General features: G+C 44.4%; 17 protein-coding genes. 6 read left to right on the top strand and 11 right to left on the bottom strand.

Features of this window, described 5'->3' with window-relative positions:
* Nucleotides 1-40: 40 nt before the first annotated feature.
* Nucleotides 41-658: an alpha-ketoglutarate-dependent dioxygenase AlkB family protein gene (locus B2P60_RS01855; protein WP_286739128.1), complete on the top strand. Its 618-nt coding sequence runs from the start codon at nt 41-43 to the stop codon at nt 656-658.
* Here B2P60_RS01855 and B2P60_RS01850 read toward each other — a convergent pair.
* The 3 genes from B2P60_RS01850 to B2P60_RS01840 form a co-directional block, all read right to left on the bottom strand.
* Nucleotides 651-1,655: an NADP-dependent oxidoreductase gene (locus B2P60_RS01850; RefSeq protein WP_286739125.1), complete on the bottom strand. Its 1,005-nt coding sequence runs from the start codon at nt 1,653-1,655 to the stop codon at nt 651-653. The two genes, B2P60_RS01855 and B2P60_RS01850, sit on opposite strands and share 8 nt — an antisense overlap.
* A gap of 87 nt (nt 1,656-1,742) precedes the next feature.
* On the bottom strand, nt 1,743-2,501 hold the full coding sequence (locus B2P60_RS01845; protein WP_193005644.1) for an endonuclease/exonuclease/phosphatase family protein: 759 nt from the start codon (nt 2,499-2,501) through the stop codon (nt 1,743-1,745).
* Nucleotides 2,502-2,702: 201 nt separating this feature from the next.
* Nucleotides 2,703-3,815: a hypothetical protein gene (locus tag B2P60_RS01840; protein WP_198334591.1), complete on the bottom strand. Its 1,113-nt coding sequence runs from the start codon at nt 3,813-3,815 to the stop codon at nt 2,703-2,705.
* A gap of 778 nt (nt 3,816-4,593) precedes the next feature.
* On the opposite strand from B2P60_RS01840, the gene B2P60_RS01835 reads away from it, so the two are divergent.
* From B2P60_RS01835 to B2P60_RS01815, 5 genes are all read left to right on the top strand, one after another.
* On the top strand, nt 4,594-6,795 hold the full coding sequence (locus tag B2P60_RS01835; RefSeq protein ID WP_286739123.1) for a M3 family metallopeptidase: 2,202 nt from the start codon (nt 4,594-4,596) through the stop codon (nt 6,793-6,795).
* A complete protein-coding gene (locus tag B2P60_RS01830) occupies nt 6,796-7,053 on the top strand; it encodes a YheV family putative metal-binding protein (RefSeq protein ID WP_286739122.1) in 258 nt (85 codons plus the stop codon). It begins immediately after the preceding gene.
* A 141-nt stretch (nt 7,054-7,194) separates the two neighbouring features.
* Nucleotides 7,195-7,743 (top strand): hypothetical protein, encoded by a 549-nt coding sequence (locus B2P60_RS01825; protein WP_286739120.1) that lies wholly within the window; start codon nt 7,195-7,197, stop codon nt 7,741-7,743.
* A gap of 28 nt (nt 7,744-7,771) precedes the next feature.
* On the top strand, nt 7,772-8,335 hold the full coding sequence (locus tag B2P60_RS01820; protein ID WP_286739118.1) for a hypothetical protein: 564 nt from the start codon (nt 7,772-7,774) through the stop codon (nt 8,333-8,335).
* Between the two features lie 162 nt (nt 8,336-8,497).
* Nucleotides 8,498-9,412, top strand: coding sequence for a haloalkane dehalogenase (locus B2P60_RS01815; protein WP_286739116.1), 915 nt, complete (start codon nt 8,498-8,500; stop codon nt 9,410-9,412).
* Nucleotides 9,413-9,534: 122 nt separating this feature from the next.
* Here the strand turns inward: B2P60_RS01815 and pnp are convergent, their stop codons facing one another.
* From pnp to infB, 8 genes are all read right to left on the bottom strand, one after another.
* Entirely contained in the window at nt 9,535-11,637 is a 2,103-nt protein-coding gene (gene pnp, locus B2P60_RS01810; protein WP_198334597.1) for a polyribonucleotide nucleotidyltransferase, read from the bottom strand.
* A gap of 708 nt (nt 11,638-12,345) precedes the next feature.
* A complete protein-coding gene (gene rpsO, locus B2P60_RS01805) occupies nt 12,346-12,612 on the bottom strand; it encodes a 30S ribosomal protein S15 (protein ID WP_045443035.1) in 267 nt (88 codons plus the stop codon).
* A 367-nt stretch (nt 12,613-12,979) separates the two neighbouring features.
* Nucleotides 12,980-13,153 (bottom strand): hypothetical protein, encoded by a 174-nt coding sequence (locus B2P60_RS01800; protein ID WP_286739112.1) that lies wholly within the window; start codon nt 13,151-13,153, stop codon nt 12,980-12,982.
* A gap of 157 nt (nt 13,154-13,310) precedes the next feature.
* Nucleotides 13,311-13,472, bottom strand: a complete 162-nt coding sequence (locus B2P60_RS01795; protein ID WP_286739111.1) for a hypothetical protein — start codon at nt 13,470-13,472, stop codon at nt 13,311-13,313.
* Between the two features lie 79 nt (nt 13,473-13,551).
* Complete coding sequence (locus tag B2P60_RS01790) at nt 13,552-14,076, bottom strand: type 1 glutamine amidotransferase domain-containing protein (RefSeq protein ID WP_286739109.1); 525 nt, start codon at nt 14,074-14,076, stop codon at nt 13,552-13,554.
* Nucleotides 14,077-14,446: 370 nt separating this feature from the next.
* The gene (gene truB, locus B2P60_RS01785) at nt 14,447-15,532 is read right to left on the bottom strand and encodes a tRNA pseudouridine(55) synthase TruB (RefSeq protein ID WP_286739107.1); all 1,086 of its coding nucleotides are present in this window, start codon (nt 15,530-15,532) and stop codon (nt 14,447-14,449) included.
* A gap of 9 nt (nt 15,533-15,541) precedes the next feature.
* The gene (locus B2P60_RS01780; protein ID WP_193005656.1) at nt 15,542-15,931 is read right to left on the bottom strand and encodes a ribosome-binding factor A; all 390 of its coding nucleotides are present in this window, start codon (nt 15,929-15,931) and stop codon (nt 15,542-15,544) included.
* 202 nt (nt 15,932-16,133) lie between these two features.
* Nucleotides 16,134-18,860 (bottom strand): translation initiation factor IF-2, encoded by a 2,727-nt coding sequence (infB, locus tag B2P60_RS01775; protein ID WP_198334602.1) that lies wholly within the window; start codon nt 18,858-18,860, stop codon nt 16,134-16,136.
* Between the last annotated feature and the right edge of the window lie 81 nt (nt 18,861-18,941).

Genomic DNA, 18,941 nt, shown 5'->3' with positions numbered 1-18,941 from the left:
TCGAAGTTGAGAGTGGGGTTAAATATAGATAAGCCTAGCCATGACCGATCTTTTTGCTCCAGCTCCCACAGACAACTTATTGCCTTATGATGGTCAGGTGAGTGATCTAGGTATTATTATGGATAAACCTAATGAGCTGTATGACACCCTTTTAACTGAGCTGCCGTGGCATGCTGACATCGTCACACTATTTGGCAAAACCCATGTGACGACTCGCCAAATCGTCTGGATGGGGGCAGATGATGCAAGCTACCGTTATTCAGGGCAAGCGCGTCGCGCCATACCATGGTCAAACACAGTAGTCACCGTAAAACGGTATGTTGAGCAAGCCCTGTTAAAAGTGGGAATTTCAGCGAATTTTAACTCTTGTCTGCTGAACTACTATCCTTCTGGTGCGGACGGTATGGGGTATCATGCGGATAACGAAAAAGAGCTGGGAAATCAGCCAATCATCGCCTCTTTATCACTTGGCGCCACGCGCAAGTTTGTCTTTAAGCATAAAAAAACTCAAGATAAAGTCGAGCTCTATCTTGAGTCAGGTCAGCTGATCGTCATGCATGGCGATACTCAAACCTTTTGGAAGCACACTATTACTAAGACTAAAACCGTCGCGGCAGGACGCATCAGTCTCACCTTCCGGCAACTCTCCTTTAACTAACTTTCAAAACGATTTTGCCAAAAGCATCACCTTTTTGTAGCTCATGATGAGCCGCCACCACGTCCAATAACGGGTACGTTTGCTGAATCTTTAAGATCAGCGTACCATCAGCAACGAGCTGTAAAACACGCGCCATATCTTGGCCACTACGCTGCGCTTTGTAACCCGCCACGTCTAAACTTTTTTGCGCGCCTGCTTCTTTGAGCTTATCGACCCAAATGGTTGGCAGTACATTCACGCGCCCACCAGATTTAAGCACACTCAGCGCACGAACGCCTGCCTCACCGCCCACCAAGTCGAGCAGCACATCAGCTTGCAACTCAGGAAAATCCCCATCCTTGGTATAATCGATCCAGCCTGTCAGCTGTGACTTATCTACTAGCTCATCGAGTTTGGCATATTTTTCTGGCGAGCAAATGACGGTGACTTTATTATTATTTTTAGTGACTTTATCCATTAACAACTGAATCAGTAAATGGCCGACCCCGCCTGCTGGCGCATTTATCACGACATGCTCATCGTCTTTAATATCAGCAAAATCCACAAATTGTAGGGCGGTTTGGCCAATACAAGGCAGCGCACCCGCCTGCTCCAAGCTGACAGCCTCTGGAACTTTTGCCAAAAGCTTGGCATCGACTGCCACGTACTCGGCATAACAACCCCCATTAAAAGTCAAAGCTGCCACACTGTCGCCAATCGCAAACTGCTCGCTGTTACTGCTCACGACCTCGCCTGCCACGTCAAACCCTAAAATGGCAGGCTGGCCTTTGTCGAATTTTTCTTTTTGAATATTGTCTGCGCCCCAGCCCTTGCCCTGGCGGGTTTTATAATCGACGGGGTTGATACCGGCATAGGCGACTTTTATCAACACCTGATCATCCTGTAATTCAGGAATATCGACACCCTCCTGATACTTCATCACCTCAGGTTCACCAAATTCACGTATGAGTACGGCGCACTGGCTCGTTGGTAGTGGCTTGTTAGAAAGAGTAGACATCGTTATATATCCTTATAGGTATCTGTTACTTTGTTATAAAACCACCACGATAATCTAGTGGCTATTTTGGTACTTTTTTAAATTCTGTCATACCAGCGCCAGCTCCGCACTGATGGGCAAGTGATCTGATAATGTCGACCATGGCTTACCCGTGTGTACCCACGCGTCTTTAACTTTTAGATTACGTATATAGATACGATCTAAACTCAGCACAGGCAGTTTGGCTGGGAATGTCGGCGATAGCTTGCCGTGACATTCTTTAAAGGCCTCGGTCATACCCAAGCTGGTGGCAAGCTTATCGCAAGACATCTTTTTCCAATCATTAAAATCCCCAGCCAAGATCAATGGCTGGTCTCTGGCAATCTCGTTGCGAATATAATTGGCAATGGCTTCATATTGCTTGATACGATCACGCTCAAACAAATTCAAATGCGCACACAACACGACTACAGGCCTATCCCACCCTACTGGCTGCACCTCACAATGCAAGACCCCGCGCTGCTCAAGTTTATTGACGGTGATATTGACATTGTGCTTTGGGTCTAGAGGAAAACGGCTGAGCACCGCGTTGCCATGATGACCATTTTCATACTCTGAGTTTTTACCGTAGCTGTTTTGCAATTGTAGATACTCACCAAACCATTCATGTTGTGATTGGTCAGGGTACTCATTGTATTGCAGATTGCGCTTGAGATTTTGACCTTGCACTTCTTGCAGACACAGCACATCAGAGCCGATGATATCAAGGGCTTGGGCGATACCTTGAAGTTTCACCTGACGATTCATAGGCGACATGCCTTTATGAATGTTGTAGCTGGTTAGGATAAAAGAGGAGGTATTAGTCATAATGTTATTAGTCATAAACTCAGTATTTATAGCATAAGGGTTGATAGCACTTCATCAAAATGATGATCAAAAGTAAATAAAAGTATAGAGGCCATTGATATAAAAAGAGCATTGATTCTTATCGAAACAATGCTCTCATATTATACCTATATTCTCTCAATGGCTAATTCGTCATTAACCATCATTCATAAATAGTACCAATTAGTAGCGAGTCACCAGAGCAATCGGTTGATCTTCACCCATGATATCTTGGGGCATAAATACCGCCTCACCGCCATTGTGAATCACATGCTCAATGATTTCACCAACAGCATCATCGGTGACGCCTTCTGCGCTAGCGTCGTCTGCCATACTCAAGGTTTGCGCCTTTTCATCGATCGTGGCAGGTTGCATATAGCCACGACGGACATAGAGCGTCTCGCCCGCTCCTTGGAAAGCACTGCGATAAATTTCTTGTAAATCAGTCTGTAACATACTAGCGCCGCGAGCTTTATCAATCTCTCCCATGGCCGCTTGATGTAACGACGTACGATATCCTTCTACCGCTTCTTGGACGCTATCGACGATATGCTGAGCGTTACCATCGTCTAAATTGGTCGCATTTGAGACGGTGGCAATGATGTTATCTGGACGGTCACAGACTTCTTTATAGTAGCCAATGTTTTTGGCATCACCGACGATGACGAGAGGCATTTTGTGCTCGCCCCACAGCTCTTGGACACTTTTATCTACTTGGTTAAAGAACTCTTTTAAATGACTGCTTTCATTATTCGATGAGCGATCAGAACCCCCATCTCCGGTTGTGTACAGACCATTGTTCTCGATAGGGAACTGGATGTTTTCCATATTGTTTTGGATATCATCATCTTTATCGAACTCTCTAATGACGCGATCATTGGATGCTTCGATTAAGCGCGCATTATCACGCGTCAACACGACCGTGTAATAGTGCACCGAACTTGCCATATCACGAACCAAGTCACGAGTCGCAAAGCGATTTGAGATGATCACCCGCTCTTTTGTATCAATTGGCATACGAATGATTTGCACATCATCAGTACTCGCAAATATCGCTAAGGTATCAAGGTTATAGTTATGATTAAGCTCATTGGTCTTAGCATGGATATTGTCTAAAATTGTAGTCGCCGTCCGTTTATCATATTCGTTGGTCAAACGTTCTTCGACTACTTTTAATTGGTTTTTTAGGGCAATTGGATCTTGATCGTTGGCAGGATGCTCACGATGCGTCTTAACAAAGATACTTACCGCAGGATTGGCTTTGGTCTGACGTAAACTTTTGAGAGTCGCTTTCATATATAGTGCTCCTTGTTTTATTATCATTTACTCTTAACGTTATAATTTTTCTAGGTGTTAATGGTTTGGCTTAGCTACCACTTATCATTGTTAGGTTTAGAAATAAGTTTCTGTCCTTCTATTTATTGATAATTTTTAATCCTTCCTTTTTTATCTGACCGCTGATATGACACGTGATAATGACACTCTTTATAATGTTATTGTCTTTTCACAATGCTTTTTTGATCACGCTATTTTTTAATGGCAGTGTTAGTAAACAGACACTGTTAGTATTTGAGTCAGTGGATTATTTTCGTATTCCATTACAATGATGCTAACAGTTGAACCTAAGCCGCTGTAGGGTTAATTTGCAAGCAAATGATAGCGCTTTGTAAGTAGAACAAACTATATTGTTAAAAGGTCAATCTAGCTTTTTTGGCGCTTTTTTGTGCAGCAATGCTCACTCTGCTCCGACATTGGCCTGATGCAGGTTGCATTCTTGCCAAATGAACCCATCTTTTATATACCTAATACGTAAAACTGTCGAAGATAAAAGAGATCAGAATCATTGTGCGCTATGTGTTCGGGTGGTAAGCCAGTACGCTAAAACGTTTCACTTTAAAATGTACAGTGCTGCTGAGAATGATTTTTCGACGCCTCTTGTGTGCATGTAAAACGCCGCACAAGTAGGGACAGTCATCAGCAAGATGTGCTTCTTTTATTTTCAACTACCTATCTGTGACACCTTATCTATTCAATAATAACCTACTCACTTATGACGATACTATCGGATACCTTTATGAACTCTATTTCTCCAGACTTACACCTCGTTGATTTTGCCAGTGCGACGCCAAAAACCTTACAAAATGAAGTCCTCAACGCGATCAATGCTGCCAATGCGTTTTTAGACAAAATGAGCGTAGCAACAGACCAAAGTAGTGATACGATTGACATCAGTGCCGAACAAGCATTAGCGGATGTGATGACTTTTGATCATATGAATGTGGCATTGGATCGCAGCTGGGGTATTTTGTCACACTTAAATAGTGTCATGAGCAACGATGAGACCCGTTATGTACATCATGAACTGCTACCGAAGCTATCTGCTTATGGCACACGTGTGGGACAGCATCAGCCGTTATTTAGCCGTTATCAAACGATCATTAACGATGAGACATTTTTTGCCTCGCTGTCACCCGCCCGTGCGCGAGCGGTTGAGCTTGCGCTAAGAAGCTTTGAGCTATCAGGTGTGGCATTGCCTAAAGCTGAGCAAGAAACATTTGCGGCGGTTCAAAGTGAGCTGTCCACGCTGTCAGCGGCGTTTTCTGATCATGTTTTGGATGCCACGCAAGCCTATGCGTTACCGCTGAATGATAAGCAGTTAGCAGGTCTGACTGAAAGTGGGCTCGCTTTATTGGCAGATGCAGGCGAACAGTATAAAGCACGCGCGCTTGCTTGCGGTGCACTGACACAAGATGAAATCGATGCGTTGCCAACCCCTTATTATATGGCAAGCTTAAACATACCTGTCTATCTTGCTGTCATGACCCATGCTGACGACCGCAGTCTGCGTGAGACGTTGTACCGTGCTTATGTCACTCGCGCCTCTGAGTTTGACACACACACCAACAGCAAGGGCGAGTCCCTAAACAATGCTGATATCATGAGCCAAATTCTGCAACTGCGTGAGCAAAAAGCCCAGCTATTAGGGTTTGGTAATTATGCAGAGGTGTCGTTATCGACAAAAATGGCAGACAGCGTGACAGAAGTTGAAACTTTCTTACGCGATTTGGCAGCGCAAGCCACTCCGACGGCTGAACAAGATTTGGCCCAATTGCAAAAGTATGCCAGCGATTATGGTATTAGTGAATTGCAGCCATGGGACAGCGCTTATCTTGCTGAAAAAGTAAAGCAAAGAGAGTTTAGCTTGTCGCAAGAAGAAATTCGTCCCTACTTTCCATTACCAAAAGTCATTAGTGGCTTATTTGCGATTGTAGAGCGTCTCTACGGTATCAAAGCACAACCACAAAGCATCGATGGTACAGATAGCCAACCTGTATCGCGCTGGCATGACGATGTCCGTTTTTACCAGTTGTTCGATGCAGACGATCACTTACTCGGCGGTTTTTACTTTGATTTATTTGCCCGTAGTGGTAAACGCGGCGGCGCTTGGATGAATGGCTTTCAGGCGCGTTATCGCTATGAGGCACAAGGCCATCAGCAACTACCGGTTTGCTTTATGGTTGGTAACTTCACCCCAGCCCTAGATGGTAAGCCAAGTTTATTAACTCACGATGAGGTACTGACCTTGTTCCATGAATTCGGTCATGGTCTCCATCATTTACTGACGCAAGTGTCCGTTGGTGATGTCGCTGGTGTCAATGGTGTGGAGTGGGATGCGGTCGAGTTACCCAGTCAGTTTATGGAAAACTGGGCGTGGGATGCAGAAGGTATAGCGCTTATCAGCAGTCATGTCGGAACCGGTGACGCTTTGCCCAAAGACAAGCTTGATGCGCTATTGGCCGTGAAGAACTTCCAAAGCGGTATGCAAACGCTGCGTCAAATCGAGTTTGCGCTGTTTGACTTATTGATTCATGCGCACACGCCAGCGCTGGATTACGAGGGTATATTAGCAACATTAACTTCAGTGCGTAGCGATATCGCTGTTATGCAGACACCGGATTATAACCGCTTCGCCAATGGTTTTAGCCATATCTTTGCAGGTGGCTACGCGGCAGGATATTACTCCTATAAATGGGCAGAACTACTCTCCGCCGACGCCTTTAGCAAATTTGAAGAAGACGGTATTTTTAATCCAATAACGGGTAAAGCGTTCCGTGACACCATCCTGTCAGTGGGTGGTAGTTTCCCTGCCAAGACCAATTTTGAAAACTTCCGTGGTCGTAGTGCCAGTATAGATGCCTTGCTGCGTCACAGCGGTTTTGCTAACACTAATAATACCGAGACTGCAGCCGCCCACGCTTCTCATGAGGAGGGTTAAATGCGCTATCAATCACCTCGCCCCAAGCGTCAATTCTTAGCCGGTGTTCGCTGCCCCAAATGCCAAGCAATGGATGCGGTGGTGCAAGTCAACATCGTGACGCCTGCGCCTGATGAGTATATCGAGTGCACGCAATGTGGTCATACAGAGCATCGTCCCGACCCTGATACCATCAGTGCCAAAAACCATCTTGAGGATCAGCTGACTCGTGATGCAATGACTACTGGCACCAGCGGTACAGTGAAGTTTAAGGCTTAAAAAACCACCGTTAACGTGTTCAACCTCATTAAACACTGTGACCCTCAAGGTAACTTATGCCTATCTAGCAATAGATAGGTTTTTTATTTTGAGTTTGCTATAGTATATCTACTTACATTTTTGACCCAAATCGACCATCGTATGAATCGTAAAAAAATGCGTCCCCGCTCCACCAAGTCATCAGAAAAAAATACTGCCAAACTCCGCCAAAAATGGTGGCTGCTTGCGGTATTGGTCGCGCTAGTGATCGGTTACTTTGCTTGGAAAAGCACCACACCTGCGACTGACACCCTTCCTATCAAAAACTCATCATCAAAAACCGAACAAACCAAAGCAGCGCCGTCTGCTACGCCATTAGACAATGAAACAAACGATACGACGTTAAATAAAAGTGCGGCGCTTTCTACCACTTCAAGTAGTCAAACACTTGATCCCAACACTAGCCGTCAAGTACTTGACGCCGACGCTATCTTAAACGCGCCACTGCCAGAAACAGACAGTCTCGCCAAAGAAGAGATTGATCGCTTAGAAGATGAACAACGACGCTTGGCAGAACAAGAAAAGCTGGCTGCTGAACAATTAGCGATGAATAAACAATTGACTGCTATGAAAGCCGAGCAAATTGCGCTACTTGAACAACAAATTGCAAAATTAGAAGCGGATAATACCGATCAGACTGCGGTAGAATAAACCCATAACGTTTAGAAAGGGGCAGGTGATGGCAACGCTACAATTAACACACGCCCCTATTTTAAATAGCAACGCGCAACTACTTATCCTCCCAGTCAACACCGCAGGCGTTTTTTTAGATCCTGTCCTTACACGAGCTAAGACCTTATTTCCCGATAATTACCAACGCTACTATCGCGCGTGCCGTGATGGGAGTCTAAACGTCGGCAGTTGTATGCTGCACAAACGCTCACGTGAGCAAGCTGGACTGGGGGTCAGCAGTAATGGTAACCAACCCAGTCACATTGCCAATCTTGTGATATCTGATCACCCGTACCATCCCGCACGCGCGCGTTGGCTTACTGCCGCGTTACTTGACTTACAACAACAACTTTTTCCTCTCATTCGCTATCAAGGTATTCGTAGAGCGGCTCTATTTGCACGCCCACTTGTTTTTAATAATACGCGCGACCACACCTCAGACGTCCCTAACATCACAAACCTAACTCCTTTGGACTGGCACACAGATACTTTGCCCTTATTGATTCAGCATCTGCCAGTGTTACCTAAGTTGTCTATCGATGTGTATGTACCCAAATGTATTGAGTTTTAACGTCACATCGCTTTTTTTCTAAGGCACAACACGACCTTGAAGCCCCAAAAAATTGTGTCATCGATAATGGCTTCAATGCTATGCTAATTGTTGTTTTTTGTTTGAAAATGCACGATTACTATTCATCATCAGGATAAGTCATCATCAGGATAAGGATACCCTATGAAAACGCTTAGAACCCCCGATTCATGTTTTGCAAACCTGCCCGATTACAACTTTGCACCCCATTATTTGATGGTCGATGACAGCGAGGGTGGAGAACTGCGTGTACATTATCTCGATGAAGGTCCAAAAGATGCCGATCCTGTGTTGTTGCTGCATGGCGAGCCTTCATGGTGTTATCTTTATCGTAAGATGATACCGGTACTGACAGCAGCCGGTCACCGCGTAATTGCGCCAGACCTCCCCGGCTTTGGGCGCTCAGATAAGCCTGCTGATCGTCACGACTATACCTATCAGCGCCATGTCGACTGGATGCAGTCCGTACTTGATCAGTTAGATTTAAAAAATATCACGCTCTTTTGTCAAGATTGGGGTGGTCTGATTGGTTTACGACTAGTGGCCGAAAACCCAGACCGATTTGCTCGGGTGGCAGCGGGTAATACCATGCTCCCTACAGGTGAATACGACCCAGGCGACAGCTTTCGCCAGTGGCAGCAGTTCTCACAAGAGACGCCGCAATTTCATGTCGGCAAAATCATTAATAGTGGCACCACAACCGAGCTATCGCAGGCAGTTATTGACGCTTACAACGCCCCATTCCCTGATGAGTCGTACAAAGAAGGGGCAAGGCAGTTCCCGATACTGGTACCGACCACCCCCGATGATCCTGCCTCAGCAAAAAACCAAGCCGCTTGGGGTGAGCTTGGCAAGTGGAGCAAACCTTTTATCACGCTGTTTAGCGACTCCGACCCCATCACGGCTGGCGGCGCACGAATCATGCAAAAACTGATACCAGGTGCCGAAGGTCAAGAGCATACTACTGTTGCCAACGGTGGTCATTTTCTTCAAGAAGATCAAGGCGAAAAATTAGCCGAATTGCTGGTTAAGTTTATTACTGACAATCCTAAGCGTTGAGCTTTAAAGACCCTGCCCTCAAAGGACAATAAAATTAACACCCATAAAAAAACCGCTTTGAGCGCTCATCACGAGTCTCTCAAAGCGGTTTTTAAATACCTAGACTTAACCAATTTTCAAAATTAGTTTTGCTCGATACCTTTCATCGTGAGCTTAATACGACCACGGTTGTCGACGTCTTGAACAAAGACTTTAACGATTTGACCTTCTTTTAAATAGTCTGATACATTTTCTACGCGCTCTTCTGCGATTTGTGAGATATGTACCAAGCCATCAGTGTTCGGTAAAACATTAACAAAAGCACCGAAGTCTACGATACGAGCAACCGTACCTTCATAGGTCTTGCCGACTTCAACTTCAGCAGTCAATGCTTCGATTTTGCCGATAGCCGCTTTAGTCGCTGCTTTGTTTTCACCAAAGATGCGAATCGTGCCACCATCATCGATATCGATGACCGCGCCTGTCTCTTCGGTTAGCTGACGAATCATCGCGCCGCCTTTACCGATCACATCACGAATCTTATCTGGGTTGATTTCGATAACGGCATAGTTAGGGGCATGCGCGTTGATTTCAGTACGGCTTGCTGGCAATACTTTGTTCATGGCGTCTAAGATGTGGATACGACCTGCGTGGGCTTGCTTAAGCGCTTGCTCCATAATGTCAGGCGTGATGCCTTCAATCTTGATATCCATCTGTAGGGCAGTGATACCGTCTTTAGAACCCGCCACTTTAAAGTCCATATCACCAAGATGATCTTCATCACCTAAGATGTCTGACAAGACAGCGAAACGCTCGCCTTCTTTAACCAGACCCATGGCGATACCAGCCACAGGGGCTTTTAATGGGACACCAGCATCCATCAATGCCAAACTGGCACCGCAAACAGACGCCATAGAAGATGAACCGTTTGATTCCGTAATCTCTGATACCACACGAATTACATATGGGAAGCGTTCGCTATCTGGTAGCATGGCTTCTACGCCGCGGCGCGCTAGGCGACCATGACCGATTTCACGACGTTTTGGAATACCTTCACGGCCTGTTTCACCAACAGAGAAATGCGGGAAGTTGTAATGCAGCATGAAATGATCACGAATCGTACCACTGAGTGAGTCAATCATGTTGACATCACGGCTGTTACCAAGCGTGGTCGTAACCAAGGCTTGCGTCTCACCGCGAGTAAACAACGCTGAACCATGGGTATAAGGCAGGACACCGACTTGTACATCAAGGGCACGAACGGTTTCAAGATCACGTCCATCGATACGTGGTTTACCTGACAAGATATTGTCACGAACCGTACGATATTTAAGATCGTTATAGATTTCTTTTAGCTCAGAGACAGTATCAGCATAGTTTTCTGATTCAGCATCACCAGCCATCGTATCGATAATCGATTGCTTAATCTCATCAAGTTTGGTATAGCGCTCTTGCTTATTGGTCGTGGTATAAGCGTCAGCCACTTGCGCGCCGAACTGCTCTTTCATACTGGCCTCTAAAGCTTTATCACGCTCAGGGGCCGTAAATTGCTGCTTAGCCGTACCAACTTCTTCTGCCATTGACGCAATGTTATCAATGACGATTTGCTGCTGCTGATGACCGTACAATACAGCACCTAACATCTGGTCTTCTGACAACTCTTTGGCTTCTGATTCAACCATCAATACCGCAGACTTAGTACCAGCAACGACTAGATCCAAATCACTACTTTCAAGCTGCTCAAGCGTTGGGTTAAGGACGTATTCACCGTTAATGAAACCAACACGGGCACCCGCAATAGGACCATTAAAAGGCGCATCAGAAATAGCCAAAGCCGCTGAAGCACCAATCATTGCGGCGATGTCTGCAGACTGACTCTTGTCAGATGACACCACGGTCGCTGTGATTTGAATTTCGTTCACATAACCTTCTGGGAATAGTGGACGAATTGGACGATCAATCAAGCGTGAAGTTAAGGTTTCAAACTCGCTAGCACGGCCTTCACGTTTACCATACGCACCTGGGATTTTACCCGCTGCATACATTTTTTCTTGATAGTTTACAGTTAGAGGAAAGAAGTTTTGGCCTTCTTTGGCTTCTGATTTTACAACAGCAGCGACTAGTACAGTGACGCCGCCCATGTGTACTAAAATAGAGTTTGCTTGACGTGCAACGCGTCCTGTTTCGATAACAACCTGTTGGTTACCGTACTGGAATTCACGCTTAATGGTGTTAAACATTGTCATATAATATTCCTAATGTTGGCTGACAAAAGTGATGGCCGCGTTATAAAAAGCGGACATCTGTCATTAAAATTCTTTGTATATAACCGCTCATTGATAGCCCTTCCTGTTAGAAACGCATCAATTAGGATCAATACCGTTACTCAGTTATCTCTATCTGTGATAGACATCATACTATTCTATATATTTGGTCGTTCAGTGTCGGTTTTATTATAAATACTGTCAAAAATGACTTCGTGGCAAACCCACCCCTCTATGGGGCTTTTTAACCGCTAAATTTCTTAGATTTGTCATTGTTAATCTGTAGTGAGTCATTATAGCCGGATAGCCGCTGTATAAACGGTAGCCACGCTGTAAAATTACAAGATATTATTTTACAGTGATTTATAGGCGTTGACCAATTAATTGCAAAATAGCCCAACTAATAGACGTTACTCAGACGTATTGAAGTAAAAAAGCGTTAACTTTCTCGCTATCTGGCCAACTAACTATCATCTAGCAAATAGATCCAGTATCTCAGTCTATGGGGTTTACCATCCAATATTGACAAGCATAAAAAAAACGGCGTGAAACTATTCCACACCGTTTTTAGAAGCAATCTATTGTACCAATATCAGCAAGCAAGTCCTAAGCGGTGTCGCAAAAAAACTGAAACGGTGCCACATAACGGCAGCTTTAGCTTTAGAAACCACTCGTCCCCTTGTCGCTATATTAACGACGTAGACCTAACTGGCTAATAAGGGTGGTATAGCGACCAAGGTCTTTGCCTTTTAGGTAATCAAGTAGTTTACGACGGGTATTAACCATACGGATTAGACCGCGACGGCTATGGTGATCAGCTTTGTGCGCTTTAAAATGGTTCTGTAGATCATTGATACGAGCACTTAATAACGCTACTTGCACTTCTGGTGAGCCAGTGTCGTTTTCGCCGCGCTGGTATTGAGCAATGATTTGTTCACGATCGGTATTAGTTAGCATAAATATCTCCGGCAATGCTAAAAACTTTAAGGCAGACTTTCATTGAGTCATTTTTAAAGCAATAGAATAGTAAATAAAATAACTTGCACGCCATTCAGGACAACCCTGCATTACTAGAGTTGACCTAGTGTACGACAAGTTTGGTTAAAAATAACGCCACTTAAATCTTTAGATCAATACAGTATAACTATTAACGCCAGCCTCTCACTAAGAGGGTGGGTTAGATATAACTTAGGACCTAAAATCTAATTTAAATGTGGCAGCAATTATAGCAAAAAACTGCTGAACTAGCAGCAGTTTTTCATCATACTTGAAAGATTATATTTAACTGTTAAAAAAGCATCAGAGACAGATATTTTTTGCTTAATTATTTGTTGGCATCATCTTCTGTAGCGTTACCACCCAACTCTTTATCTTCAAGCGGCGCAGTAGTGGCCTCAGCCAAACTATCAGGAGTCCGATCTTCACGAGGGTTAATATCTTCTGCGAGCTGTTGAATCTCTTTTTCTTGTTCGTCTTTATTGTTAGATACGTTACTCATAATGACTCCTAGATCGTTATTATTAAGCGATTTCTTTTATTTTTTAATATTGAGACTAGTTTTTGGAAAGCGTCAAAATACACACTTGCTGAATCTCTACACTTCTAAGCTTAAAGCCAGCTAGCTTGTGTAACAGGCGACTGTCTTGTTTAAGATGCTATTTGTCTTCTTTTGCATTTTTTAAATTGTCAGCGATGCGGTCTGCTGCTGCGTTAGTATCTTCTGTATGGTTGTCTTCTGTTTGACTCTTAAGTGAAGCCGTAGCAGACTCCGCACGTTGTTGTTCTAGTTTGGTGTCATTTGGATTTGAATTAGCCATGGTAGTGTCCTTATTGTTAACTATAAACATTTTAAGTGAATGTATGAGGTAATTTCATGCTGTAAAGCCGTCAAAGCGTTTAAGAAAGTGCTTTATCAATCGCTTCAACGAAGTTTTTAATATCGTCTGGATTACGTGAGGTAATCAAATTACCCTCTACTTGTACGGTTTTATCCACAAATTTTGTCCCAGCATTTTCCAAGTCAGTTTGTAGCGAGTGATAGGCAGTCAATGTTTTGCCCTTGGCAATTCCTGTATTAATAAGTGCCCAAGGCGCATGACAGATGGCAGCCAACAATTTGCCTGAATCATTGATACCATTGATAATACCGTGAGCCTCTTCGTTACCACGTAGAGTATCTGCATTAACCGTCCCACCTGGCAGCACTAACGCATCATACTCATTAACCTTTGCGTCTTTTGCAAAAATATCAGCAGTAAAAGTATCGCCTTTATTGACATCCTGCTGCATCGCTTGCACTTCTTTATCTTTATTAGTAGTAATAAGAATCGTTTTATAACCTTTGTCTTTTAATTGGTTATTAACGTCTTCATATTCTGCTTGCTCAAAGTGGTTGTGAAGTAAAAAAGCAATCGTTTTCATAATATCCCTTCTTTTTTATAGGTGAATCGGTTATAAGCTACTTTTTTATTAGATTTTTTATTAGATAACTATTTTCATTATTGTGTAGTTATAATTATTGTTTAAAATAAAGTTGTGCAAATTAAAGTAAAGCTGTGCAATCTTTTTTTTATTATCAGATCCCATCCTTTGAACCCATTTCCTTTTTTTCTTTTTTAATTTCCTACTATAATTATTTTTTATCCAGCTTTCCCTCGCTGACTTAATTAATGTACAAAAAAAACAGGTTTCACCATAGGCGAAACCTGCAATAAAATGTGACGATATGTGATTAGTGTAAACTGTTAGTAAGCTGTCAAAAGAGGAAAACAGAGGGTTTAACCAAGCGCTCCTAACGTTGAATCAGCTTTTTGGGCTGTAATCGACCATTGAGACTGACCGCACCTAGACCAAGAAATTGCCCATCCTCATCCAGCAAGCGTATATCTACAGGGATTTCGTGCGCTAATAATGGCGTTTTGTCTGTTCTGCTTTTAGCATCAAGGTTATCATCCACATCCGTAGCAGCCTCCATACTTGGATGAGCGATTTCATCTTGCTCACTAAGTGTCGGGCTAGCAATACTTTTTAACACGTAATCTGTGAGATGACCTGTTAGCTGTTCAAAGACATTTAAGCGTTGGCCCATATGTACGCGGACACATTGTTCATTGGTTAATGTCAACTCAGCGTCAATATCGATGCAAGCATCTACTGGCAGCAGCCCCTCTTGTCGCTGAGCAAACGCGGTTTCTTCTAACGCTGCTAGCGTAATAGCATCCTCAATTTTAAAGTTGCCCACTTGCGTACGTCGTAACGCCGTCAAATGCCCAACTGTGCCGATTACTTTAGCGATATCCTCACCCAGTACGCGCACGTAAGTACCTTTGGTGCAAGTCACTGTCAATTGAATCTGCTCGTCATCGATTGCTTTCAAATCTATCGCTTTGATCACAATGTCTCTTGGCGGACGCTCTACCTCAATACCCGCGCGGGCATACTCATACAGTTTTTTACCGTCTTTTTTTAAGGCGGAGTACATCGGTGGTATCTGCTGCTGCGCACCTAAAAATTGCTGTGCCACTTTATCTAACAAGGCTTCGTCAAACTTTGGAACAGAGGCTTGCGCGATGGTTTGGCCATCTGCATCCCCCGTATCTGTCTGACTGCCGAGCAAAATAGTCGCTTGGTAAGATTTATCGGCATCTAGTTGGTAGTGGCTAAATTTGGTGGCCTCACCCATACAGATAGGCAACAGACCAGTCGCCATTGGATCAAGCGTGCCCGTGTGGCCTGCTTTTTTGCTGTCATGGTTCGGTGACTTAAACAGATACTTCACCTTTGACACTACTTGTTGCGAGGTCATACCTTTGGGCTTATCTACTAAGATAACACCAGAGACTTTTATTTTATCAGCTTGCTTGGATGATGTAGACATAGTGGATGCTTACTCGTCATTCTCATTTTTTTCTGTCTTAGTGACTGCCTGATTAATCAGATCCATCATGTAATTACCACGAGCGGTGACTTCATCATAGTGAAAACGCAAGCGCGGCGTCGTACGAGTCTTTAGACTGTGGCTTAGCTCAGTACGTAAAAATCCTGCTGCTTTGTTGAGTACCTTAATACTCTCTTCGTGGTTGGTCTTGGTCATCGCATCGTTGAGCTCAGGCTCCATGATGGTGACATAGACATCGGCATAACCCAAGTCTGGGCTAACCTTGACGCTAGAGATAGTGACAAAGCCAGTCAGACGAGGGTCATTGACTTCATCACGAATAAGAACAGCAAGCTCACGCTGAATCTGATCGGCTAAGCGTTGTAAACGTTGGTTCATGTTATTACCTTTATTTGATAGGGCTTATTTTTCTTGATATAAAATTCTGTGTATTAGTCAGTTTAGTACTGATATTTGCTAAAAAAGGCCTAGCAGGATGTACCTGTTAGGCCTAAGTACAGCTAGATACTAAAGGACAATCTCATATACTAAGCTGATTAAGCACCTTGTATGATGAGATAGCCCATATCGAACAGTCGCTTTAGATCGTACGTGCGAACTCTTGGATTTCAAAGACTTCGATTTTATCACCGGCTTCAACATCATAGCCACGAACTGCTAGGCCACATTCCATACCCGTACGTACTTCATTAACGTCTTCTTTATAACGACGTAGTGATTGCAATTGACCTGTAAAGATAACTTGGTCTTCACGCAATACACGGATAGGTTTGTTGCGATAGATAGTACCTTCGACCACCATACAACCCGCAGCAGCACCAAACTTACTAGAGCGGAATACTTCACGAACTTCGGCAACGCCAAGAATCTTCTCACGATGTTCCGGAGCCAGCATACCGCTCATGGCTGATTTCACATCATCAATCAAACCATAGATCACACTGTAATAACGGATATCCATGTTGGCAGCATCTGCTTTACGGCGTGCGGTCGCATCGGCACGAACGTTAAAGCCCAATAACACCGCTTCACTAGACTCTGCCAGAGTGACGTCAGACTCAGAAATCGGACCAACACCTGAACTGATCACTCTCACTTTAACTTCGTCAGTGGACAGCTCATTCAATGCCGCCAGTAACGCTTCAAGCGAACCACGGACATCTGTTTTCAATACGATATTTAAGAATGAGACATCGCCTTGGGCCATCTGATCGAACATGCTCTCTAAACGCATGGCATTTTGACGCTCAAGTTGACGCTCACGTTCACGGTTGGTTCTAAAGTCAGCCACTTCACGTGCTTTTTTCTCATCGGTCACAACTAAGAACTCGCTACCAGCCGCTGGAGTTTCAGGCAAGCCTAAAATCTCTACAGGGATAGAAGGACCTGCTGTTTTAACCCGTTGACCATTTTCATCCGTCAGCGCACGAACTTTACCGTAATGCTCACCAGCAAGAACCAAGTCGCCTTGCTTTAGTGTACCCTTTTTAACGAGGACACTAACCACAGGACCACGGCCTTTTTCTAATCTTGACTCGATGACCACACCTTGGGCAGCACCATCTAATGGCGCTTCTAGTTCCATCAGTTCAGCTTGTAGACTAATGAACTCTAATAAGTCATCAATACCTTCACCCGTTTTGGCTGAGATACGCGCCATTGGTGTGTCACCGCCCCACTCTTCTGAGACGACTTCTTTTGCGGTCAATTCATTAAGAACACGGTCAGGATCAGCACCTGGCTTATCCATTTTGTTAATCGCAACGATAATGGGTGTGCCAGCAGCACGTGCATGATCAATGGCTTCTACTGTTTGCGGCATCATACCGTCATCAGCAGCAACCACCAATACAACAATATCTGTCGCTTGTGCACCACGTGAACGCATCGCACTAAAGGCGGCGTGACCTGGGGTATCAAGGAAAGTAATTACGCCGCGATCGGTTTTCACATGATAAGCACCGATATGCTGAGTAATACCACCTGCTTCACCTGTCGCAACTTTTGTTTCACGAATTTTATCAAGTAATGAGGTTTTACCATGGTCAACGTGACCCATAATAGTCACGACTGGCGGACGTGTTTGCACGTTACTGCTGCGCTCATCAACCGCGTACTGCAGATCATCTTCAACCTTGGTATCACTGACCGGAACTGGATTATGTCCCATCTCTTCAACAAGCAAGCTTGCTGTCGCTTGATCGATCGTATCTGACTCACGTGCGATCTCGCCCATTTTCATAAGCAATTTGGTCACTTCACGCGCTTTAACCGCCATACGCTGAGCAAGATCCGCGACTGTAATGTGCTCGCTAATCTCAACATCATAAACGATTTTTTCGACAGGTTTTTCGAACTTATGCTGTGATGCTTGCGTTGAGCGCAAACCGTTTTTACGGTTTTTGATCTCACGCTCATCTTGATTCTTACGGCGACGACCACGAGTACCAGTACTGCTCGCACCGCGTTTGATTTCACGACGTTCTTTTTCAAAAGACTCTTCTAACGCATCACCGACCAGACCTTCTGCCAACGGCTCGTCTTTACGAACTTCAGCAACAGGCTCACGGTCAGTATATTGACCCGCCATTTTACGCATTTGCTCAAGCGTACGTTTTTGTGCTTCTTCAGCTTGGGTACGACGTGTTTCTGTTTCAATTTCACGTAGACGGGCTTCTTCTTTCTCACGCGCTTCGCGAGCTTTACGCTCTGCTGCCGTCTCAACTTTTGGTTTTGTCGCAGCGACTTTTTTCTTGGGTTGGTCTTTTGGCTTCACTTCAACCTTGGCTTTACCACCTTTTTTCACAACCACTGAAGTCGAGATATCGTCGTTCTTATCATCTGACTTTTTGCTAGAGCCTAAGCTTGCACGCATTGCTGCTAAGGTTGCTGCTTGACGTTCTTCAGCTTTTTTCTTAGTCGCCGCACGCTCTTCTGCGTCTTTAGCAGCACGTTCTTGCGACTCAATCATCGCTTGCTCACGCGCAGCCAATTCTTCAGCCATTTTTTCTGGATCAGGCTTTTCAAACACTTTCTTTTTACGCACTTCCACATTGACGCTCTTAGATTTACCTGAAGAGCCGGTCACGCGCGCGGTGCTAGTCGTCTTAGATTTAAGACTAATACGACGCTTTTCTTGCTGACCATGACTTTGCTTTAAATACGTCACCAACTTCTCTTGCTCAAGCTCGGTGACTAGGTCATCCTCTGCGCGAGCAGGCAGTCCAGCATCTACCAGTTGCTGTTTTACAGCACTTGGAGTTTTGCCTACCATATCTGCCAGTTCTTTGACGGTCTTATCTGCCATTTATTATCACCTACTGTCTATTATTTGCTATATGTTCAATTCAGTTGTTGGCCACAAATGATTGGGGTAAGGCTGGCATCT

Origin of the sequence: Psychrobacter sp. UBA3068 (assembly GCF_002366815.1) — a bacterium.
GTDB lineage: Bacteria > Pseudomonadota > Gammaproteobacteria > Pseudomonadales > Moraxellaceae > Psychrobacter > Psychrobacter namhaensis.
Note: the sequence above shows the minus strand (reverse complement) of the source record. Positions and strands in the feature narration are given on the sequence as shown.

Excerpts from the sequence above, each read along its gene's own strand:
- B2P60_RS01800 (WP_286739112.1), bottom strand. The coding sequence starts at position 13,153 with ATGAGTAACGTATCTAACAATAAAGACGAACAAGAAAAAGAGATTCAA.
- rpsO (WP_045443035.1), bottom strand. The coding sequence starts at position 12,612 with ATGCTAACTAATACCGATCGTGAACAAATCATTGCTCAATACCAGCGC.
- B2P60_RS01790 (WP_286739109.1), bottom strand. The coding sequence starts at position 14,076 with ATGAAAACGATTGCTTTTTTACTTCACAACCACTTTGAGCAAGCAGAA.
- B2P60_RS01835 (WP_286739123.1), top strand. The coding sequence starts at position 4,594 with ATGAACTCTATTTCTCCAGACTTACACCTCGTTGATTTTGCCAGTGCG.
- B2P60_RS01820 (WP_286739118.1), top strand. The coding sequence starts at position 7,772 with ATGGCAACGCTACAATTAACACACGCCCCTATTTTAAATAGCAACGCG.
- B2P60_RS01815 (WP_286739116.1), top strand. The coding sequence starts at position 8,498 with ATGAAAACGCTTAGAACCCCCGATTCATGTTTTGCAAACCTGCCCGAT.
- B2P60_RS01830 (WP_286739122.1), top strand. The coding sequence starts at position 6,796 with ATGCGCTATCAATCACCTCGCCCCAAGCGTCAATTCTTAGCCGGTGTT.
- B2P60_RS01840 (WP_198334591.1), bottom strand. The coding sequence starts at position 3,815 with ATGAAAGCGACTCTCAAAAGTTTACGTCAGACCAAAGCCAATCCTGCG.
- B2P60_RS01780 (WP_193005656.1), bottom strand. The coding sequence starts at position 15,931 with ATGAACCAACGTTTACAACGCTTAGCCGATCAGATTCAGCGTGAGCTT.
- B2P60_RS01795 (WP_286739111.1), bottom strand. The coding sequence starts at position 13,472 with ATGGCTAATTCAAATCCAAATGACACCAAACTAGAACAACAACGTGCG.
- B2P60_RS01845 (WP_193005644.1), bottom strand. The coding sequence starts at position 2,501 with ATGACTAATACCTCCTCTTTTATCCTAACCAGCTACAACATTCATAAA.
- B2P60_RS01850 (WP_286739125.1), bottom strand. The coding sequence starts at position 1,655 with ATGTCTACTCTTTCTAACAAGCCACTACCAACGAGCCAGTGCGCCGTA.
- B2P60_RS01825 (WP_286739120.1), top strand. The coding sequence starts at position 7,195 with ATGAATCGTAAAAAAATGCGTCCCCGCTCCACCAAGTCATCAGAAAAA.
- truB (WP_286739107.1), bottom strand. The coding sequence starts at position 15,532 with ATGTCTACATCATCCAAGCAAGCTGATAAAATAAAAGTCTCTGGTGTT.
- pnp (WP_198334597.1), bottom strand. The coding sequence starts at position 11,637 with ATGACAATGTTTAACACCATTAAGCGTGAATTCCAGTACGGTAACCAA.
- infB (WP_198334602.1), bottom strand. The coding sequence starts at position 18,860 with ATGGCAGATAAGACCGTCAAAGAACTGGCAGATATGGTAGGCAAAACT.
- B2P60_RS01855 (WP_286739128.1), top strand. The coding sequence starts at position 41 with ATGACCGATCTTTTTGCTCCAGCTCCCACAGACAACTTATTGCCTTAT.